The sequence below is a fragment of the Mycobacterium heckeshornense genome, assembly GCF_016592155.1.
GTDB lineage: Bacteria > Actinomycetota > Actinomycetes > Mycobacteriales > Mycobacteriaceae > Mycobacterium > Mycobacterium heckeshornense.
Map to the genome: position 1 here is coordinate 2,560,260 of NZ_AP024237.1, position 17,639 is coordinate 2,577,898.

A 17,639-nucleotide genomic window follows, 5' to 3' on the forward strand; every position below is an offset into this window, starting at 1 on the left:
GCCGGTCCGGGCCGCGGCTTTGGCCATCGCGGATAAACCGCCGGGACCGGCGCGCTGGCCCACCTGGCCGCCGTCTGCGAACCGGGTTTGCTCGGCGGTCCACCGCCGCATGCTCAGCGAGGGATGATCAGCAACGCAACCGCCGGCGCAGCGAAGCGGCGACCTCGCGCACGCCGTCCAGCTGCCCTGCGACCCGGATCGGCGCGGTGCCCCCGCGCGCGTCGCGCGAGGCGACCGAACCGTCGATCGTCAGCACCTGACGGACACCAGGGGTCAGCGCAGGGTTGATCGCGGCCAGATCCTCGTCGCTCAGTTCGTCAAGGCCGACACCGCGCCGCTCAGCTTCGCGAACCGCTGCGCCGGCCGCCTCATGCGCCACTCGAAATGGTACGCCTTGTCGCACAAGCCATTCCGCCATATCGGTGGCCAGTGTGTAGCCCGCGGGCGCCAGCGCCGCCATCCGCTCCACATCGAAGGTCATGCTGCCGATCAGGCCGGCCATCGCGGGCAGCAGCAGTTCCAGTTGCGCCACCGAGTCGAACAACGGCTCTTTGTCCTCTTGTAGATCCCTGTTGTAGGCCAGCGGCAGCCCTTTCAGCGTGGCCAGCAGTCCCGCCAGGTTGCCGATCAGCCGGCCGGACTTGCCGCGGGCGAGCTCGGCGATGTCCGGGTTTTTCTTCTGCGGCATGATCGAACTGCCCGTAGACCACGCATCGTGCAGCGTGACATAGCCGAACTCCGTTGAGCTCCAGATAATGATGTCCTCGGCGAGCCGGGACAGGTCGACCGCGACCATCGCGAACACGAACGCCGCCTCCGCGGCGAAATCCCTGGCCGCGGTCGCGTCGATCGAATTGTCGGCGGCTGCCGAGAACCCGAGCTCTTCTGCGACTACATCAGGATCGAGCCCCAGAGACGAGCCCGCCAGTGCGCCCGATCCATACGGTGAAATCGCGGTGCGTTCGTCGAAGTCGATGATCCGGTCCACGTCGCGCAACAATGGATGGGCGTGCGCAAGCAGATGGTGGGCCAACAGGATCGGCTGCGCGGATTGCAGGTGTGTTTTGCCCGGCATGACGGCGGTCGGGTGGGCAGCGGCCTGATCGGTGAGCGCGGCGATCACGTCAAGCACGCCGGCAGCGACTCGCCGCACCGCGTCGCGCAGCCACATCCGAAACAGCGTGGCCACCTGGTCATTTCGCGACCGGCCGGCCCGCAGCCGGCCACCCAGGTCGGGGCCTATTCGCTCGATCAGACCACGCTCCAGGGCGGCGTGGACATCCTCGTCGGTGTCCAGCGGCCGGAAGCTGCCGTCGGCCACATCCCGGCCGAGGCCCTCCAGTGCCGCCAGTAGCCGGTCGCGCTGCTCTTCGCTGAGCAGCCCGGCCCGGAACAACACCCGGGCATGGGCTTTCGACGCCGCGATGTCGTACGGTGCCAGTGCCCAGTCGAAGTGAGTGGAGCGGCTGAGCCTGGCCAATGCATCCGAGGGCCGGTCGGTGAAACGCCCGCCCCACAGCGATCCCTCGTTGGTGCTCATGGCATTTCTGCGCGCAAGTCCCTGCGGGCGGCCAGTTTCGACGACATCCCGTGCACGTACACGAAGCCCTTCGCCTTGGACTGATCGAAGCTGTCGCCCTCGTCGTAAGTGGCCAGGTTGAAGTCATACAGCGATTCGGGGCTGCGCCGACCGTTGACCGCGATGTGCCCGCCGTGCAACACCATTCGAATCTCGCCGGTCACATGCTCCTGGGTTTTGGCGACAAAAGCCTCCAAGGCGGCCTTCAGCGGCGAGTACCACAGGCCGTCGTAAACCAGCTCGGCCCAGCGCTGATCGGTCAGCCGTTTGAACCGGCCGAGCTCACGCTCCAGCGTCACGTGTTCGAGTTCGGTATGGGCGGTGATGAGCACCATCGCGCCGGGCGCCTCGTATATTTCGCGGCTCTTGATGCCGACCAGCCGGTCCTCGACGACGTCGAGCCGCCCGACGCCCTGGGCGCCGCCGCGGCGGTTCAGCTCTTCGATGGCTTGCAGGACGGTGACCGGTCTGCCGTCGATCGAGACCGGCACGCCCCGCTCAAACCCGACGATCACCTCGTCGGGAGTGTTCCAGTTGACGGTGGGATCTTCGGTGTAGGCGTACACGTCTTTGGTCGGCGCATTCCACAGGTGCTCCAGGAAACCGGTTTCCACCGCACGGCCCCACACGTTCTGGTCAATCGAAAACGGCGACCGCTTGCTGACATTGATCGGGATGGCGTTTTCTTCGGCGAATGCGATGGCCTTCTCACGCGTCCACGCGTAATCGCGGACCGGTGCGAGCACCTCCAGATCCGGTGCGAGCGAGGCGAACCCAACCTCGAAGCGCACCTGGTCGTTGCCCTTGCCCGTGCAGCCGTGTGCGACGATACTGCCACCGTGCCGGCGGGCGGCCGCCACCAGGTGTTTGACGATGAGCGGCCGGCTGATCGCCGACACCAGCGGGTAGCGGTCCATGTAGAGCCCGTTAGACATGATCGTCGGCAGGCAATAACTCTCGGCGAACTCGTCGCGGGCATCGACGACGACCGCCTCCACCGCGCCGCAGTCCAGGGCACGCTGACGCACCACCTCCATGTCCTCGCCGCCCTGCCCCAGGTCGATCGCGACCGCGACGACTTCCCGGCCGGTCTCCTTGCCGATCCAGCTGATCGCCACCGAGGTGTCCAGGCCGCCGGAATACGCCAGGATGACGCGCTCGGACATGAGCCAATCTCCTTATCTCACTTGAGGCTTTGCAGTGTGGCGGCCAGCTCGGCGCCGGTCATCGGTTCGCGGGCCGCCACGAAGATGGTGTCGTCGCCGGCGATGGTTCCGACGACGTACGGCAGCGCCGCGCGGTCGATGGCGCTGGCCAGATAGTCGGCGGCGCCGGGCGGTGTGCGCAGCACGGCGAGGTTTCCGGTGGCGTCGGTGGACACCAGCAGCTCGCCGAGCAGCCGCGACAGCCGTCCGGTGCCGCCCGAGACTGCGCGCACCGGGCTGCCGTCTTCCGGCACGACGTACACGCCGACGCCGCCGTCGGCGCCGCGCAGCTTCACCGCGCCGAGTTCCTCGAGATCCCGCGACAGCGTGGCCTGAGTGACCTCGATCCCCTCGGCGGCCAGCCGTTCGGCCAGTTCGCCTTGGCTGCGCACCGATGCCGAGGACAGGATCGCCACGATACGGGCCTGCCGGCCGGCACGGGTGATCTCCGACGAGGTTTTCGACCGAGTCATCGGCACCGCTCCAGTAACCAGACCAGCAGCGCTTTTTGCGCATGCAACCGGTTTTCGGCCTCGTCCCACACGGCGCTGCGCGCACCGTCGATCACGTCGTCGGTGATCTCGTGGCCCCGATGTGCCGGAAGACAATGCAGCACAATCGCGTCCGGTTCGGCCAACGCCAGCAGTTCGGCGTTGATCTGAAACGGCCAGAACGGCTGCAGCCGGTCTCGGCCGTCGTCCTCCTGCCCCATCGACGTCCAGGTGTCGGTCACCAGGACGTCGGCGCCTTCGGCCGCGGCCCGCGGGTCGGTGGTCACGGTGACCGACGCGCCGGTGGCCGCTGCGCGCCTTTCGGCGGCGACCCGCACCGCCTGGTCGGGAGCGAACAGGCCCGGAGCAGCGATCGTGACGTGGAGGCCGGCGGTGGCACCGCCCAGCAGTAGCGAGTGCGCCATGTTGTTGGCGCCGTCGCCGAAGTAGGACAGCCGCAGACCCGGCAGCGATCCTTTGCGTTCGGCGATCGTCTGCAGGTCGGCCAGCACCTGGCAGGGATGGAATTGGTCGGACAGCGCGTTGACGACCGGCACGGTGGCGGCCGCGGCCATCGCGGTGAGCCGATCCTGACCGAAGGTGCGCCACACGATCGCATCGACATAGCGGGACAACACTTTTGCCGTGTCACCCAGAGTCTCGTCGCGGCCCAGCTGGGTGCTGCGGGCGTCGACGACCACCGCGTGCCCGCCCAGCTGTGCGATGCCCATCTCGAACGAGAACCGGGTGCGGGTCGAGTTCTTGTCGAAGATGACCGCGACGCCGCGCGGGCCTTCGAGAGGACGATAGCTGAGCGGATCTTTCTTCAGTTCGGCTGCCAGCTCGAGGATTTCGGCTTGCTCGGCCGGTGACAGGTCGTCGTCGCGCAAAAAGTGTCGGGTCATGCAGCGCCCCCGGCAGTGTCGAGGATCGCCGGCAATGCGGTGACGAATGCGTCGATCTGGTGCTCGCTGATGATCAGCGGCGGCGCCAACCGGATGACGTCCGGTGCGGCGGCATTGACCAGGAAACCGGCGCTGCGGGCAGCCGTCTCGGCCTCCTTGGCTTTCGCCGCGGTCAGCACGACACCACACAACAAACCGCGGCCCCGAACGTGGTCGACCAGCGGATGACCAAGCGATTCGATGCCGTGCCGCAACGCCTTTCCCAGCATCCCGGCGCGGCGCACCAGATCGTCGGCAGCCAGCACCCGCAGCACCGCCAGGGCCGCTGCGGCACACACCGGGTTGCCGCCGAAGGTGCTGCCGTGCAGCCCGGGCGTGAGCAGTTGCCCGGCCGCCCCGACCGCCAGGCACGCACCGATCGGCAGCCCACCGCCCAGGCCCTTGGCCAGCGTCACCACATCCGGGGTGATGCCGTCGTGCTGGTGGGCGAAGAATGTGCCGGTGCGGCCCATCCCGGTCTGCACCTCATCGAGCACCAGCAGCGCACCGTGGCGGCTGGTAATGTCACGTGCCGCAACGAGATAGCCGTCGGGTGGAACGACGACTCCGCGCTCGCCCATGATCGGTTCCAGGAACACCGCGGCGGTGTCGTCGGACACCGCCGCGGCCAGCGCGTCGACGTCGCCGTACGGCACATGGGTGACCTCACCGGGCAGCGGCTCAAACGGCGCCTGCTTGGCCGGCTGGCCGGTCAGCGCCAGCGAGCCCATCGTCCGGCCGTGGAAAGCATCTTGTGCCGCAACAACTTTGGTGCGGCCGGTGAGTCGCGACAGCTTGAAGGCCAGCTCGACGGCCTCGGTGCCGGAGTTGCAGAAAAATACCCGCGCGTCAGCGCCCAGCAAGCCGACCAGCGCCTCGGCCAGGGCGATAGCGGGTTCGGTGGCATACAGGTTGGAGGTGTGGCCCAGCGTCGACATCTGCTGGTAGACCGCTTCGACCACGGCGGGGTGACGATGGCCGAGCACGTTGACCGCGATACCGGCCAGCAGGTCCAGGTAGGACTTGCCGTCGACGTCGGTGACCAGCACGCCGTCACCGCTGGCCAGGGCCACCGGCGGGGTGGGGTAACTGTTCATCATGACCGCCGACCAGCGCTGCTGCATGGCCGCGGTGTTGCTCGTGGGGCCGCTCATGCGCTCACCACCTTGGTGCCGGTGCCTGCGTCGGTGAAAAGCTCGACCAACACGCAATGGGCGACGCGTCCGTCAATGACATGTGCGCTGGGCACGCCGCCGGCAACGGCGCGCAGACACGCCTCGACTTTGGGGATCATCCCGGTCTGCAGGGTCGGCAGCAGCCGACTAAGTGTCGCGGTGTCGATTTCGCTGACCAGCGAATCCCGGTCCGGCCAGCGAGTGTAGACCCCTTCGACGTCGGTGAGCATCAACAGCTTCTCGGCGCCCAGCGCTTCGGCCAGCGCCGCCGCCGCGGTGTCGGCGTTGATGTTGTACACCACTCCATCGGTGTCCGGCGCGAGGGTGGACACCACCGGAATACGGCGCGCCGCAATCAGATCGAGCACTGCGGCGGAGTTGACCTGCGCGACGTCGCCGACCAGTCCGATGTCGGTGACCACACCGTCGACGGTCACGCTGCGGCGCACCGCGGTGAACAGCTGGGCGTCCTCACCGGTGATACCGACGGCGTAGGGTCCGTGTGCGTTGATCAGGTTGACCAGTTCCCGACCCACTTGACCGAACAGCACCATCCTCGCGACATCGAGCACTTCCGGTGTGGTGACCCGGAATCCGCCCTTGAAGTCACCGGCGATGCCCAGTCGCTGCAGCATCGCTGTGATCTGCGGTCCCCCGCCGTGCACGACGACGGGATGAATACCGCAGTTGCGCAAAAACGCCATATCGGCGGCGAACGCGTGCTTGAGCGTGTCGTCGGTCATCGCGTTGCCGCCGTATTTGACGACGACGATCTTGCCGTGCAGTTGTTTGAGCCAGGGCAGCGCTTCGGCGAGCACCTGGGCTTTGACCTGGGTGGGCAATGCACTGGTCGTCATGAGCTGTACGCCGAGTTCTCTTCGACATAGCCGTGCGACAAGTCGGTGGTGCGGATTGCGGCCTGACCGTTGCCTATCCCGAGATCGACGCCGATGGCGATGTCCGCCGCCGACAAGTCCACATCCCGTGCTCCCGGCGCTCCCATCCCGTTGCGGCACACGGGAAAGCCGTTGAACGACACTGCAATCCGATCCGGGTCGAGGGTCACCGGCGCCATGCCGACGGCGGCGACCACCCGGCCCCAGTTCGGGTCAGAGCCGAACATGGCGGTCTTGACCAGGCTGTCGCGGGCGATCGCCCGCGCCGCGGTGACGGCGTCGTCGTCGCTGGCCGCGCCGGTCACTGCGACCGTGATGCGTTTGGTGACACCCTCGGCGTCGGCCTGCAGCTGCGCGCACAGGTCGTCGCACACCCGCTGCACAGCATCGTCGAGATCTGCTTGGCTGGGCACGATTTCGCTGGCGCCGGAGGCGAGCAACAACACCGTGTCGTTGGTGGAGCAGCTGCCGTCGACGTCGAGGCGGTCGAAGGTGAGCGTGGCGGCGCGGCGCAGCGCGCGGTCGAGCGCTGACGCCTCCGCTACCGCGTCGGTGGTCAGCACGCACAGCATGGTGGCCAGCGACGGCGCCAGCATCCCGGCGCCCTTGGCCATCCCACCCACGGTCCAGTTTCCGGGATGGTGCAGCGCCACCTGTTTGGGCACCGTGTCGGTGGTCATGATGGCCCGGGCCGCATGCTCGCCGCCGGTGAGCCCGCCCGCCATCTCGTGCACCACCTGCCGCACTCCGGCCAGTACCTTGTCCATCGGCAGGCGGTCGCCGATCAGCCCCGTGGAGCAGACGGCGACCTCGATAGCACCGGTCTCAGTCCCCCAGTCCGATAACGCGGCGGCAACGGCCTCGGCGGTGGCGTGGGCGTCGTGGAAGCCGGCCGGCCCGGTGCAGGCGTTGGCGCCGCCGGAGTTCAGGATCACCGCGCGCAGCCGGCCGGTGGTCAGCACCTGCTGGGTCCAGAGCACCGGTGCGGCCTTGACCCGGTTGCGGGTGAAAACGCCCGCCGCGGCGTGGTCGGGGCCCTCGTTGAAAACCAGCGCCAGATCCAGCGCGCCGGAGGACTTGATACCGGCGGCGATGCCGGCGGCGCGAAAGCCTTCCGGAGCGGTCACCCCCTGGTTACGCACCAGCCGCACGGCATCGGCCAGGTCGGTCACGGCGCCACCCCCACCACCGGCAGGCCCTCGGCTTCCGGCCACCCCAGCGCCAGGTTCATTGCCTGAACAGCCGCGCCGCTGGCGCCTTTCACGAGATTGTCGATGGCGGCGACCGCGACGAAGGTGGCGGCCTTCTCGTCGACCGCGACGGCGATGTGGGCGGCGTTGCTGCCGATCACGGCACCCGTACGCGGCAACCGCCCCTCCGGCAGCAGGTAAACGAACAGCTCACTGCCGTAACACTTTTCGTATACCGCGCGCAGCTGGGACAGCGGCGAGCGAGTGCGGGCGGTGCAGGTGGCCAGGATGCCCCGCACGGTGGGGATGAGCACCGGTGTGAACGACACGGTGACGTCGCGGTCGGTGACCTTCCGCAGCTCCTGCACGATCTCCGGGGTATGCCGGTGGGCGCCGGCGATGTTGTAGGCCCGTGCCGATCCGATGACCTCCGCGCCGAGCAGGTCGGTCTTGGCGGCGCGGCCGGCGCCGGACGCGCCGCTGACCGCGACCACCGTCACGGCGGGTTCGACGAGGTCCGCGGCGACGGCGGGCAGCAGCGCCAACAGGGCCGCCGTCGGGTAGCAGCCCGGCACCGCGATGCGGCGGGCGCCGCGCAGCCGCTCGCGCGCGCCGGGCAGTTCGGGCAAGCCGTACGGCCAGCTGCCGGCGTGCGGCGAGCCGTAGAACCGTTGCCAGGCCGCCGGCTCGGTGAGGCGGAAATCCGCGCCGCAGTCGATAATCAGCGTCGCCGGGTCGAGCTGTTGGGCCAGCGCCGCCGAATGCCCGTGCGGGAGCGCCAAAAAGACGACGTCATGGCCACGCAGCAGATCGACCTCGGTGGGTTCGAGGACCCGCTGGGCCAGCGGGAGCAGGTGGGGGTGCTGTTCGCCCAGCGTGCTACCGGCATTACCGGCCGCGGTCAGCGCACCGATCGTTAGCCGGCCGTCGGCGTAAGCGGGGTGACCGAGCAGCAGCCGCAGGATTTCGCCCCCGGCATAGCCGCTGGCACCGGCTACCGCCACACGCACGGTCATGGCCGTCATTCTGCATTCTTATGCACCACGATGCAAATTCATTCCTGCCCGAGCGGACACGGAAGCACGGTATCCGCCGCAAAATGCGGGGCGTACCCGTCTGCAAGGCGGAAAACCGCGCCGGGAAGTCAGGCCCGCAGCACGGCACCCACCCGCTCGGCGGCGCAGCGCACCGCCGCGTCGCGCGCAGCGCTGGCGTCATCTTCGGTCAACGTACGATCCGGTGCCCGGAACCGAAGCGCAAACGTCAGCGACTTGCGGTCGTCGCCGATCTGCGGACCCGTGTAGACGTCGAACAACCGGATATCCTCCAGCAACTCGCCCGCGCCCTCGCGCACCGCGTCTTCCACCGCCTGCGCGGCCACGTCGGCGTCGACCACCAAGCTGACGTCCTGGAACACCGCGGGGAACGGCGACACCCGTGGCGCCGGCAGCGCCTCGACCAGCGGGATGGCGTCCAGGTTCAGCTCGGCCGCGCAGGTGCCCGCCGGCAGCTCGCAGCGCTCGATCACCGCGGGATGCAGTTGCCCGGCGTGCCCGACGACGATCTCGCCGACCAGCACCTCGGCGCACCGGCCGGGATGCCACGGGAGATGCTGTGCGGCCCGCAGGCAGACATCGACGCTGCAGGCGCGGGCGATGACCCGAACCGCTTCGAACGCGTCGGCGGCTTCGACCCGTCGGCCGGGTCCCCACGGGCCGCGCGGTTCCCGCATGCCGGCCAGCACCACCGCGACGTGCTGGGGCTGGCGGGGCAGCGAGGCGTCCAGCATCGCGATCTCCTCATCGGTGGGACGGCGATCCACCGGGATAAGCCCGACGGCGCGGGTCTGTTCGGTAGGCTGCACCACCTGCGCGATCGCGAACAGCGCGACGTCGACCATGCCGCGGGAGACGTTGCGCGCCAACGCCTCTAATAGCCCGGGCAGCAGCGTGGTAGCCAGGTGCGGGCGGGCGGCCTCCAGCGGGTTGAGCACCTGCGTGGTGATACGCCTGGGGTCGTCGGCCGACAGGCCCCACCGGTCGAACACCCCCGCCGGCAAAAACGGCGTCGGCAGGACTTCGACATAGCCCGACAGCGCTAGCGACTTGCCGATCGCGCGGCGCCGCTTCTGCTCGCCGGTAAGACCGCGCCCAGCCGGCGCCGCCGGCAGCACCGAGGGGATCACGTCGAAGCCTTCCAGCCGCAGCACTTCCTCGACCAAATCTGCGGGCTGCACCAGATCGGGCCGCCAGCTCGGCGGCGTCACGGTGAGCATGTCGCCGTCGACGGTCACCGCGGCGCCGATCTGGGTGAGCCGGCGCACGGTCGTGCCCGGCGGAAATGCGACACCGGCGATGCGGTCGGGCAGTTCGGCGCCCATGCGGATCGGCGGAAGCGACCAGTCGTCGCGCGGCGGATCACCCCGCCAGTCAGTCAGCGTCGGCGAGACCGTGCCACCGGCGATCTCGGCCAGCAGCGCGGCGCAGCGGTCCAGGGCGGCCACCGAGATCGCCGGGTCGACGGCGCGCTCGTAGCGGCGGGCGGCCTCGCTGGGCAGATGCAGCCGCCGCTGGGTGCGCGACACCGCGGCCGGATCCCACACCGCGGCCTCCAGCAGCACTCCGGTGGAGCCCTGGTGTGTCTCGGTGCTGCGCGAGCCCATCACCCCGCCAATCGCCGCCGCGGCGACGTCGTCGACGATGAGCACGTCGGCGGGCTCGAGCCGGCGTTCGACGTCGTCGAGGGTGGTCACCGTTTCGCCGGGCCGCGCAAACCGCACCGCGAAGCCACCGGTAACGCGGTCGCGGTCGTGCGCATGCATCGGGTGGCCCAATTCCAGCATGACGTAGTTGGTGACATCGACCGCCGGCGAGATCGCCCGGATGCCCGATAGCAGCAGCCGGCGCTGCATCCACCACGGCGACACCGCGGCCGGGTCCATCCCGACGACCGGTCGCAGCGCGAAGCGGCGCACCCCGGTCTCGGGCTGGACGGTCAGCGGCCACGCCGGGCCCTCCACCGGTAGCGGCGCCACGTCGGCGGGGTCGACGAAGTCGAGGTCGTAGGCGCAGGCGATCTCACGGGCCAGACCTCGCACCGACATGCAGTAGCCGCGATCGGGGGTGATGGCCAGGTGGAACACCACGTCGTCGAAACCCAGCACCTCGGCACCGTCGGTCCCGGGTTCGGCGGTGCCCGCCGGCAGTACCAGGATGCCGGAATGGTCTGCGCCCAAACCTAATTCGGCGGCCGAGCAGATCATGCCGTCAGAGTTTCGCCCATAGGCCTTACGGGCGGTGATGGTGAGTCCACCGGGCAACGAGGTGCCGGGCAACGCCACCACGACAAGATCGTCAACAATGAAATTAGTTGCACCACAAATGATTTCGTGCGGCTGCGATTCCCCGACATCGACAAGACAGGCACGAATCGGCTTCTTGAAGCCGGTGAGCTCCTCGATCGCGACTACCCGCCCGACGCGCAACGGGCCGGTGACCGGACCGAGCCTGATCACCTCCTCGACCTCGTGGCCGATGCGCAGCAGCGTCTGCTCGAGCTCGTCGGCCGGCACGTCCCATCCGGGCGCCCCGGCCGCGACGACTTCGCGGAGCCAGCTATAGGGAACCCGCATCAGGCCCCCGCCCCGAACGGCAACGAGAACCGCACGTCGCCCTCGACCATGTCGCGCATGTCGGGGATGCCGTTGCGGACCTGCAGCGTGCGTTCGAGCCCCATGCCGAAGGCGAACCCGGTGTAGACCTCGGGGTCGATGCCGGCGGCGCGCAAGACGTTCGGATTGACCATCCCGCAGCCGCCCCACTCCACCCAGCCGGCGCCGCCCTTTTTGTCGGCGAACCACACGTCGACCTCCCCCGACGGTTCGGTGAACGGGAAGAAGTGCGGACGCAAACGGGTGCGCGCCTCGGGCCCGAACTCGGCCCGGGCGAATGCATCCAGGGTTCCGCGCAGATGCGCCATCGATAGCCCCCGGTCCACCGCGAGGCCCTCGATCTGGTGGAACACCGGTGTGTGGGTGGCGTCGAGCTCATCGGTGCGAAACGTGCGGCCGATCGAGACGACGTAGACCGGCAGGTCGCGCACGAGCAGGGTGCGGACCTGCACCGGCGAAGTATGGGTACGCAGCAGCTGGCGGGAGCCTTCCGGCGCGATATAGAAGGTGTCCTGTTCGCTGCGGGCAGGGTGGTCGGGTGGAAAGTTCAACGCGTCGAAATTGAACTGCTCGGTCTCGACCTCCGGTCCCTCGACCAGTTCCCAGCCCATCGCGATGAAGGTGTCGGCGATGTGTTCGCCCAGGAGGGTGATCGGGTGGCGCGCGCCGGGTGGTTGCCGGGTCGACGGCAGGGTCACGTCGATGCGCTCGGCCACCAGAGCCGCCGCGTCGCGCTCGGCGCGCAGCGTGGCCAGCCGCTCGTCGTAGCTGTGTTGGGCGTCGGCGCGGGCGGCGTTGACGCGCCGACCGGCGTCGGCGCGCTCGGCTTTGGGCAGCGAGGCCAGCGCTTGGCGAGCCAGTGCCAGGGGTGAGCGATCGCCGAGGTGCTCGGTCTTGGCGCGCGCCAGCGCGTCGAGATCACCGGCAAGCGCGAAGGCTTGCCGGGCGGCGTTGACGGCTTTGGTCAGCGCCTCCGGCGAGACGATCGACGGATCGACGGGTTGATCACCCACGCGGCGAGGCTCCTTAGCTGGCTGGTTGCGTCCCCGCGCCGGCGGCGTGACGAGCGGCGCTCCTGCGTGCGGGACGCAAGTGCCGATCATAGGTGATCGGTGCGGCCGCCCTCCGGCCCGTTTCGGCCGGTGAGCTGCGGAGAACCTCGCTCAACTTTGTGTGACGGGCTCCCCGGCGATTAGCGCAGACGTCTTCAGGGACTTGCGCGTCACGCGCCGGCGCGCGATCGTGTGGGCGACCAGGGCGCTCAGCGTGCCGAGGGCCAAGCCGGTCAGCACGGTCACCGCGGTGTGCGCCAGCAACAGGAAGCCGAATGCAGCGCCCACCGCCAGCAGCGCATACCGCACCCGGGTCCAGTGGGCGGGCCGGCCGAAGCGAGTGGCCAGCGCCAGCCCGATGAGCAGCGCGACGGTGTGCCCGGCATCGGTGAATTCGGCGCCCAGCGCAGCGCTCGCCAGCGCGACCGCCAGCCACCAGCCCATCCAGGCCGGCCGCCAGCGCCGCGGGATCGCGGTGGTCAACGCGCCGAGGACCGCGACGGCGCCGTAGCTGACCCCGACGTCGCTGGCCCGGCTGATCGACAGCGGCAGCCAGCCGAATTCGATCGCGGCGACCAACCCGGCCGCCACCACCAGGGTCGCGCCGACGTGGCCGAGCAGAAACGCGACCGTGAGCCGGCCACTGCGCCAATGCAATTCCGCCAGCGCAAGCAGACACACCAAGCCCGGTAGCCAGATGTACATCGGGGCGGCGTCGATGACGAACGCGCTGCCGAACAGGGTTCCGATTTTCCCGCGGGCCAAGTTATGCAGGTTGGTGCTGACGTGCAGGATCACTTGGTGCTGCACTCGGGGACCGAGGACCACCAGCGCGGTACTGACCGCGACCAGGGCGGCCGCGTAACTGAGCGTGATCCGAACCCGTGCCATCCGCGACAAGATCCCAAGAATCATCGGCATCCACTATGCCTGCCGAGTGGTGTCGTCGTCTGCACCGGCACCTGTCAGTTCCCTCGAAGTTTCAATGCGGTAGATGACCATGTCGGTGGGAACACCGCTGGGCTTGCCGCCGAACAGCGGTCGATGGGCGCGTTTGGCGACGACGCCGAGCCGATCCAGTTCGGATTGCGGAATCTTGTCCAGCGCGGGACCGGACACCATGATGCCGCCCTTGGTCGCGCGTTCCATGACCCGCGCGGCGATGTTGACATCGACACCGAGCCAGTCCGCGGCCACGCGCCGCGGATGGCCGGTGTGGATGCCGAGTCGCATCCGTGGTGTATAGCCGTCGACGTGAACGGATTTGAGGGCTTTTTCTGCCGCGCAGGCGCCACGCAAGGCGGCAACCGGGTTGTCGAACACCGCCATGATGCCGTCGCCCATACGTTTGACAATGCGTCCACCGGCATCCAGCAGTGGCGGCTCGACGGCGCGCGCCGCCCGCCGCAACAGCTTCAGGGCGGCATCATCGCCGGCGTTCAGCGACCACTCCGAGAATCCCACCAGGTCGGTGAACACCAGCGTCACCTCGGGATTGGCAGGCCGGCGAGAAACCGCCTCGGTCAACGCCTGCCACAGCTGAAGCGCGCCCAGGCCGACCTCCCGGGATGCGGCACCACCGAGTACTCGACCCGCTGCACGTGCGGCCGCACGGGGACCGCCGTCACCGGCGGTGGACAAGGGGTCGCCGAACTCGGGATCGCCCGGCAGGGCGCGTCGGGCACGGCGGAGCAATTCCACTACTTTCGGATTTTCGTTCCCGCTGCGCAGCCACTGCACCGGCGAAAGCCGTCGCGAGTCGCGCGCAGCCGACACGGTCGCCGCTTGCTCGGGCTTGCCGGACGCCGGATCGGGCCCGAGTTCCACTTTGCCGAGCATAGGGAAACGCTGCGGCGAGGGGCAACGAGGTCCGCCATGATCTGCGCCACCGCGGCTGGCAAACGGCCTGATCAGGCCGCCTGGGCTGATGCCGTCGACGCCGGCTGAGACCGCCATGCGGCACGCCCGGGAAATCGTAGACAACATGCGTTGTCAACATTATCGTGGGTCGTACCAGGATCAGGAGGCCGCCATGACCGCCACACCAACGACGTCGGCCAAGCCCCTGCCCCGATACTTCGAGGGTGATCCGGGAGGCCAGGCTGCGCCCGCCAACGCCGCCCCGTTGGGGCCTGACTCGCTGACGTGGAAGTACTTCGGTGACCTGCGCACCGGGATGATGGGCGTGTGGATCGGGGCGATCCAGAACATGTACCCCGAGCTCGGCGCCGGTGTTGAGGAGCATTCGATCCTGCTGCGAGAACCGCTGCAGCGGGTGGCCCGCTCGGTGTACCCGATCATGGGCGTCGTCTACGACGGTGACCGTGCGGCCCAAACCGCCCAACAGATCAAGAACTACCACCGCACCATCAAAGGCGTCGACGCCAACGGCCGTCGTTACCACGCGCTAAACCCCGAGACCTTCTATTGGGCGCATGCCACGTTTTTCATGCTGGTGATCAAGGTCGCCGAATACTTTTGCGGCGGCCTGACCGAGGCCGAAAAGCGCCAGCTTTTCGACGAGCACGTGCAGTGGTACCGGATGTATGGGATGAGCATGCGGCCGGTGCCCCGGTCCTGGGAGGAATTCCAGGAGTACTGGGACCGGGTGTGTCGCGAGCGCTTGGAGATCAACCAGGCCACCCTCGACATCTTCCAGATGCGAATCCCCAAGCCGAAATTCGTGCTGATGCCCACCCCGCTGTGGGATCAGCTGTTCAAACCGTGGATGGCCGGCCAACGTTGGATCGCCGCCGGGCTGTTCGATCCGCCGGTGCGTGAGAAGGCCGGGATGCGCTGGACACCGGGAGACGAGGTGTTATTGCGGCTGTTCGGCAAGTTCGTGGAACTGGCGTTCATGGCCGTGCCCGACGAGATCCGGTTGCATCCGCGGGCGCTGGCCGCCTACCGCCGGGCGCAAGGCCGGATTCCGCCCGATGCGCCGCTGGTGGAAGCACCCCGGTTCATGGCGCCGCCGCGCGACCGCCGCGGCTTGCCGATGCATTACTTCCCGCCGCGCAAGACGATCATCGAGCGGGCGGGCTCGCTTGTGCACACCACGTTTTCGCTGGCTGGCCTGCGCCCGGCCTGGGGTCGCGGCACCGCGGCATGAGGTGCGCTGCGCTGACGCCGGTCAGCGCAGCGCGCGTGAACTCTGGTACAGGCAAATCGCTGCTGCCGCAGCCACGTTGAGGCTCTGTACGCCGCCGGACATTGGGATGCGGACCCGGTGGTCAGCCAACTCGGCGAGCTCGGCCGGCAGGCCACGCGATTCGGCTCCGAACAGCCACACCGTCGGCCGGTTCAGCAGCGGTTCGGCATCCTCGAGGCTCATCGGCGCGTCCAGTGTGGTCGCCAACACCTGCAGGCCCCCGTTGCGCATTGCCGCGACGGCCGCGCGAGCATCCGGTGCGACCACGACCGGGATCGCGAAGATGCTGCCCGCGGAGGCGCGTAAACACTTGCTGTTGTACGGGTCGACGCTGTGCCCCGACAGGACAACCGCCGCGGCGCCCAGCGCGTCAGCGATGCGGATCAGCGAGCCTGCGTTGCCGGGCTCACCGATTTCGACGGCGGCAGCGATCAGCACAGGGTTGCTGGCCAGCACGTCCTCCAAGCGGGTGGCGGGCAGCTCGCACACCGCAACCAGGCCTGCAGGAGTCACTGTCTCCGAAAGTGCTTTAGCAGCACGCTCATTGACCAGATGGACGGGTACGCCCTGGGTGTGCAACAACTCGGCATGTCGGCATGCCGCGGATTCGGTCACAAAAACTTCTCGCACCAAACCCCGCCGGAACGCGGCCTCGACGAGGTTGGGGCCTTCGGCGAGAAAGCGCCGCGCCTGGCGTCGCCGGACATGCCGGTGAAGTTTGACCGCGGCGACCACCCGGCCCGAGCGTTCGGTGAGCACCGGACGCGAGCCGGGTCCGATTGCCCGGCTCCTCCTCATCGCGCTCCGCGCTCTGCATCGTCGCCGAGCCGGGTCCGATTGCCCGGCTCCTCCTCATCGCGCTCCGCGCTCTGCATCGTCGCCGGGCCGGGTCAGGCTGCTTCTCCCGAAGGCGCGTTGACGTTGTCCGGCAGCGCCGCCCGTGCGACATCGACCAAGGCGGTGAACGCCGCGGGATCAGTCACCGCGATGTCGGCGAGGTTCTTGCGGTCCACTTCGACGCCGGCCGCTTTAAGGCCCTGGATGAGCCGGTTGTAGGTGATGTCGTTAGCACGCGCTGCGGCGTTGATCCGCGAGATCCACAGCTTGCGGAACTCGCCCTTACGGGCCCGTCGGTCGCGGAACGCATAGTTCAGCGAATGCAGTTGCTGCTCTTTGGCTTTACGGTAAAGCCGAGACCGCTGGCCGCGATAGCCTCGCGAAGCCTTCAAGACGGTGCGCCGCTTCTTGTGGGCGTTGACTGCCCGCTTCACGCGTGCCATGGCTATTCCTATCTTCGTCGTTCGGACGTAGTGACCTGGTCAGCCGTTCAGCATCGACTTGACCCGCTTGGTGTCGACCGTCGACACCGCGGTGCGACCTTCCAGCCGTCGCGTCCGGGTGGTGGGCTTGTGCTCGAACAGATGCCGCCGGTTGGCGTGCTGGCGCACGAGTTTGCCGGTTCCGGTGCGCCGGAACCGCTTCGAAGCCCCGCTGTGGGTCTTTGCTTTGGGCATGGTTCTCAGTTCTGCTCTCTTGTCAGGTCGATCACCGTTCGGTATCGCCGTTATGTGGGGGCTCGGGCATAGGTGCGACCGCTTGTCGCGCCGCCCTGGCCCGGGTCTTTGCACCGCGGTGCGGCGCCAGCACCATGGTCATATTGCGTCCGTCCTGTTTGGCGGCCGTCTCGACGAAGCCGTAGTCGGCGACGTCCGCACCCAGGCGCTGTAACAGTCGATAGCCCAGTTCGGGCCGGGACTGCTCGCGTCCGCGGAACATGATTGTGACTTTGACCTTCGATCCCGCCTCCAGGAAACGGATGACATGGCCTTTCTTGGTTTCATAGTCGTGATCGTCGATCTTTGGTCGCAGCTTTTGTTCCTTGACGACGGTCTGCTGTTGGTTTCTGCGAGACTCGCGCGCCTTTTGTGCCGCCTCGTATTTGTACTTGCCGTAGTCCATGATCTTGCAGACCGGCGGTCTGGCGTTGGGGGCGACTTCGACGAGGTCGAGATCGGCGTCCGCGGCGACGCGGAGTGCATCTTCGATGCGCACGATGCCTACCTGCTCTCCTCCTGGACCGATCAATCGGACTTCAGGTACGCGGATGCGCTCGTTGACGCGGGTCTCAGTGCTGATGTGGCCTCCCTGTGTCGTATTGCCTCAATAGTGGCCGGCGCCGACTCGGCCGGGTGCAGCACGTGGTACCCGCCATCAGCAAAAAGGCCCTGCTGCAGCAGGGCCCTGATGCCGACCGGTCGCGGCGAGAGCCGCCTGCGCGCTGCGCAG

General features: G+C 68.3%; 17 protein-coding genes. 1 reads left to right on the plus strand and 16 read right to left on the minus strand.

The window, feature by feature from the left end; all coding sequences use genetic code 11:
- Window positions 1-127 precede the first annotated feature (127 nt).
- The 12 genes from argH to MHEC_RS12310 form a co-directional block, all read right to left on the minus strand.
- Window positions 128-1,540: an argininosuccinate lyase gene (gene argH, locus MHEC_RS12255; protein WP_048892322.1), complete on the minus strand. Its 1,413-nt coding sequence runs from the start codon at window positions 1,538-1,540 to the stop codon at window positions 128-130.
- Complete coding sequence (locus tag MHEC_RS12260; protein WP_048892321.1) at window positions 1,537-2,745, minus strand: argininosuccinate synthase; 1,209 nt, start codon at window positions 2,743-2,745, stop codon at window positions 1,537-1,539. Before MHEC_RS12260 ends, argH begins: the two co-directional genes overlap by 4 nt.
- A 17-nt stretch (window positions 2,746-2,762) precedes the next feature.
- Complete coding sequence (locus tag MHEC_RS12265; protein ID WP_048892339.1) at window positions 2,763-3,257, minus strand: arginine repressor; 495 nt, start codon at window positions 3,255-3,257, stop codon at window positions 2,763-2,765.
- Complete coding sequence (argF, locus tag MHEC_RS12270; protein ID WP_048892320.1) at window positions 3,254-4,180, minus strand: ornithine carbamoyltransferase; 927 nt, start codon at window positions 4,178-4,180, stop codon at window positions 3,254-3,256. Before argF ends, MHEC_RS12265 begins: the two co-directional genes overlap by 4 nt.
- A complete protein-coding gene (locus MHEC_RS12275) occupies window positions 4,177-5,373 on the minus strand; it encodes an acetylornithine transaminase (protein ID WP_048892319.1) in 1,197 nt (398 codons plus the stop codon). The genes argF and MHEC_RS12275 overlap by 4 nt, the downstream gene beginning before the upstream one ends.
- Window positions 5,370-6,251, minus strand: a complete 882-nt coding sequence (gene argB, locus MHEC_RS12280; protein WP_048892318.1) for an acetylglutamate kinase — start codon at window positions 6,249-6,251, stop codon at window positions 5,370-5,372. The genes MHEC_RS12275 and argB overlap by 4 nt, the downstream gene beginning before the upstream one ends.
- Window positions 6,248-7,462, minus strand: a complete 1,215-nt coding sequence (argJ, locus tag MHEC_RS12285; protein ID WP_048892317.1) for a bifunctional glutamate N-acetyltransferase/amino-acid acetyltransferase ArgJ — start codon at window positions 7,460-7,462, stop codon at window positions 6,248-6,250. Before argJ ends, argB begins: the two co-directional genes overlap by 4 nt.
- Entirely contained in the window at window positions 7,459-8,505 is a 1,047-nt protein-coding gene (argC, locus tag MHEC_RS12290; protein WP_048892316.1) for an N-acetyl-gamma-glutamyl-phosphate reductase, read from the minus strand. The genes argJ and argC overlap by 4 nt, the downstream gene beginning before the upstream one ends.
- 119 nt (window positions 8,506-8,624) lie before the next feature.
- Window positions 8,625-11,111: a phenylalanine--tRNA ligase subunit beta gene (gene pheT, locus MHEC_RS12295; protein WP_048892315.1), complete on the minus strand. Its 2,487-nt coding sequence runs from the start codon at window positions 11,109-11,111 to the stop codon at window positions 8,625-8,627.
- Window positions 11,111-12,163 (minus strand): phenylalanine--tRNA ligase subunit alpha, encoded by a 1,053-nt coding sequence (gene pheS / locus MHEC_RS12300; RefSeq protein WP_048892314.1) that lies wholly within the window; start codon window positions 12,161-12,163, stop codon window positions 11,111-11,113. Before pheS ends, pheT begins: the two co-directional genes overlap by 1 nt.
- Window positions 12,164-12,313: 150 nt before the next feature.
- Entirely contained in the window at window positions 12,314-13,117 is an 804-nt protein-coding gene (locus MHEC_RS12305) for a rhomboid-like protein (RefSeq protein WP_048892338.1), read from the minus strand.
- A 9-nt stretch (window positions 13,118-13,126) separates the two neighbouring features.
- Window positions 13,127-14,041, minus strand: coding sequence for an adenylate/guanylate cyclase domain-containing protein (locus MHEC_RS12310; protein WP_048892313.1), 915 nt, complete (start codon window positions 14,039-14,041; stop codon window positions 13,127-13,129).
- 193 nt (window positions 14,042-14,234) lie between these two features.
- Here MHEC_RS12310 and MHEC_RS12315 point away from each other — a divergent pair, with 193 nt between their 5' ends.
- On the plus strand, window positions 14,235-15,314 hold the full coding sequence (locus tag MHEC_RS12315) for an oxygenase MpaB family protein (protein ID WP_235434857.1): 1,080 nt from the start codon (window positions 14,235-14,237) through the stop codon (window positions 15,312-15,314).
- A 21-nt stretch (window positions 15,315-15,335) separates the two neighbouring features.
- Here MHEC_RS12315 and MHEC_RS12320 read toward each other — a convergent pair whose 3' ends face one another.
- The 4 genes from MHEC_RS12320 to infC form a co-directional block, all read right to left on the minus strand.
- Window positions 15,336-16,112 carry a TrmH family RNA methyltransferase gene (locus tag MHEC_RS12320; RefSeq protein WP_048892312.1) on the minus strand — a complete coding sequence of 259 codons (777 nt, stop codon included), beginning with the start codon at window positions 16,110-16,112 and terminating at the stop codon, window positions 15,336-15,338.
- 131 nt (window positions 16,113-16,243) lie between these two features.
- The gene (gene rplT, locus MHEC_RS12325) at window positions 16,244-16,633 is read right to left on the minus strand and encodes a 50S ribosomal protein L20 (protein WP_048892311.1); all 390 of its coding nucleotides are present in this window, start codon (window positions 16,631-16,633) and stop codon (window positions 16,244-16,246) included.
- Between the two features lie 39 nt (window positions 16,634-16,672).
- Window positions 16,673-16,867 (minus strand): 50S ribosomal protein L35, encoded by a 195-nt coding sequence (gene rpmI / locus MHEC_RS12330; RefSeq protein WP_048892310.1) that lies wholly within the window; start codon window positions 16,865-16,867, stop codon window positions 16,673-16,675.
- A 31-nt stretch (window positions 16,868-16,898) separates the two neighbouring features.
- Window positions 16,899-17,489, minus strand: coding sequence for a translation initiation factor IF-3 (gene infC / locus MHEC_RS12335; protein WP_071700290.1), 591 nt, complete (start codon window positions 17,487-17,489; stop codon window positions 16,899-16,901).
- Window positions 17,490-17,639: the final 150 nt, after the last annotated feature.

What these genes read in the sequence shown, in the direction of transcription:
- argH (WP_048892322.1), bottom strand. Translation starts at nt 1,540, where the DNA reads ATGAGCACCAACGAGGGATCGCTGTGGGGCGGGCGTTTCACCGACCGG.
- MHEC_RS12260 (WP_048892321.1), bottom strand. Translation starts at nt 2,745, where the DNA reads ATGTCCGAGCGCGTCATCCTGGCGTATTCCGGCGGCCTGGACACCTCG.
- MHEC_RS12265 (WP_048892339.1), bottom strand. Translation starts at nt 3,257, where the DNA reads ATGACTCGGTCGAAAACCTCGTCGGAGATCACCCGTGCCGGCCGGCAG.
- argF (WP_048892320.1), bottom strand. Translation starts at nt 4,180, where the DNA reads ATGACCCGACACTTTTTGCGCGACGACGACCTGTCACCGGCCGAGCAA.
- MHEC_RS12275 (WP_048892319.1), bottom strand. Translation starts at nt 5,373, where the DNA reads ATGAGCGGCCCCACGAGCAACACCGCGGCCATGCAGCAGCGCTGGTCG.
- argB (WP_048892318.1), bottom strand. Translation starts at nt 6,251, where the DNA reads ATGACGACCAGTGCATTGCCCACCCAGGTCAAAGCCCAGGTGCTCGCC.
- argC (WP_048892316.1), bottom strand. Translation starts at nt 8,505, where the DNA reads ATGACGGCCATGACCGTGCGTGTGGCGGTAGCCGGTGCCAGCGGCTAT.
- pheT (WP_048892315.1), bottom strand. Translation starts at nt 11,111, where the DNA reads ATGCGGGTTCCCTATAGCTGGCTCCGCGAAGTCGTCGCGGCCGGGGCG.
- MHEC_RS12305 (WP_048892338.1), bottom strand. Translation starts at nt 13,117, where the DNA reads ATGATTCTTGGGATCTTGTCGCGGATGGCACGGGTTCGGATCACGCTC.
- MHEC_RS12310 (WP_048892313.1), bottom strand. Translation starts at nt 14,041, where the DNA reads ATGCTCGGCAAAGTGGAACTCGGGCCCGATCCGGCGTCCGGCAAGCCC.
- MHEC_RS12315 (WP_235434857.1), top strand. Translation starts at nt 14,235, where the DNA reads ATGACCGCCACACCAACGACGTCGGCCAAGCCCCTGCCCCGATACTTC.
- rplT (WP_048892311.1), bottom strand. Translation starts at nt 16,633, where the DNA reads ATGGCACGCGTGAAGCGGGCAGTCAACGCCCACAAGAAGCGGCGCACC.
- rpmI (WP_048892310.1), bottom strand. Translation starts at nt 16,867, where the DNA reads ATGCCCAAAGCAAAGACCCACAGCGGGGCTTCGAAGCGGTTCCGGCGC.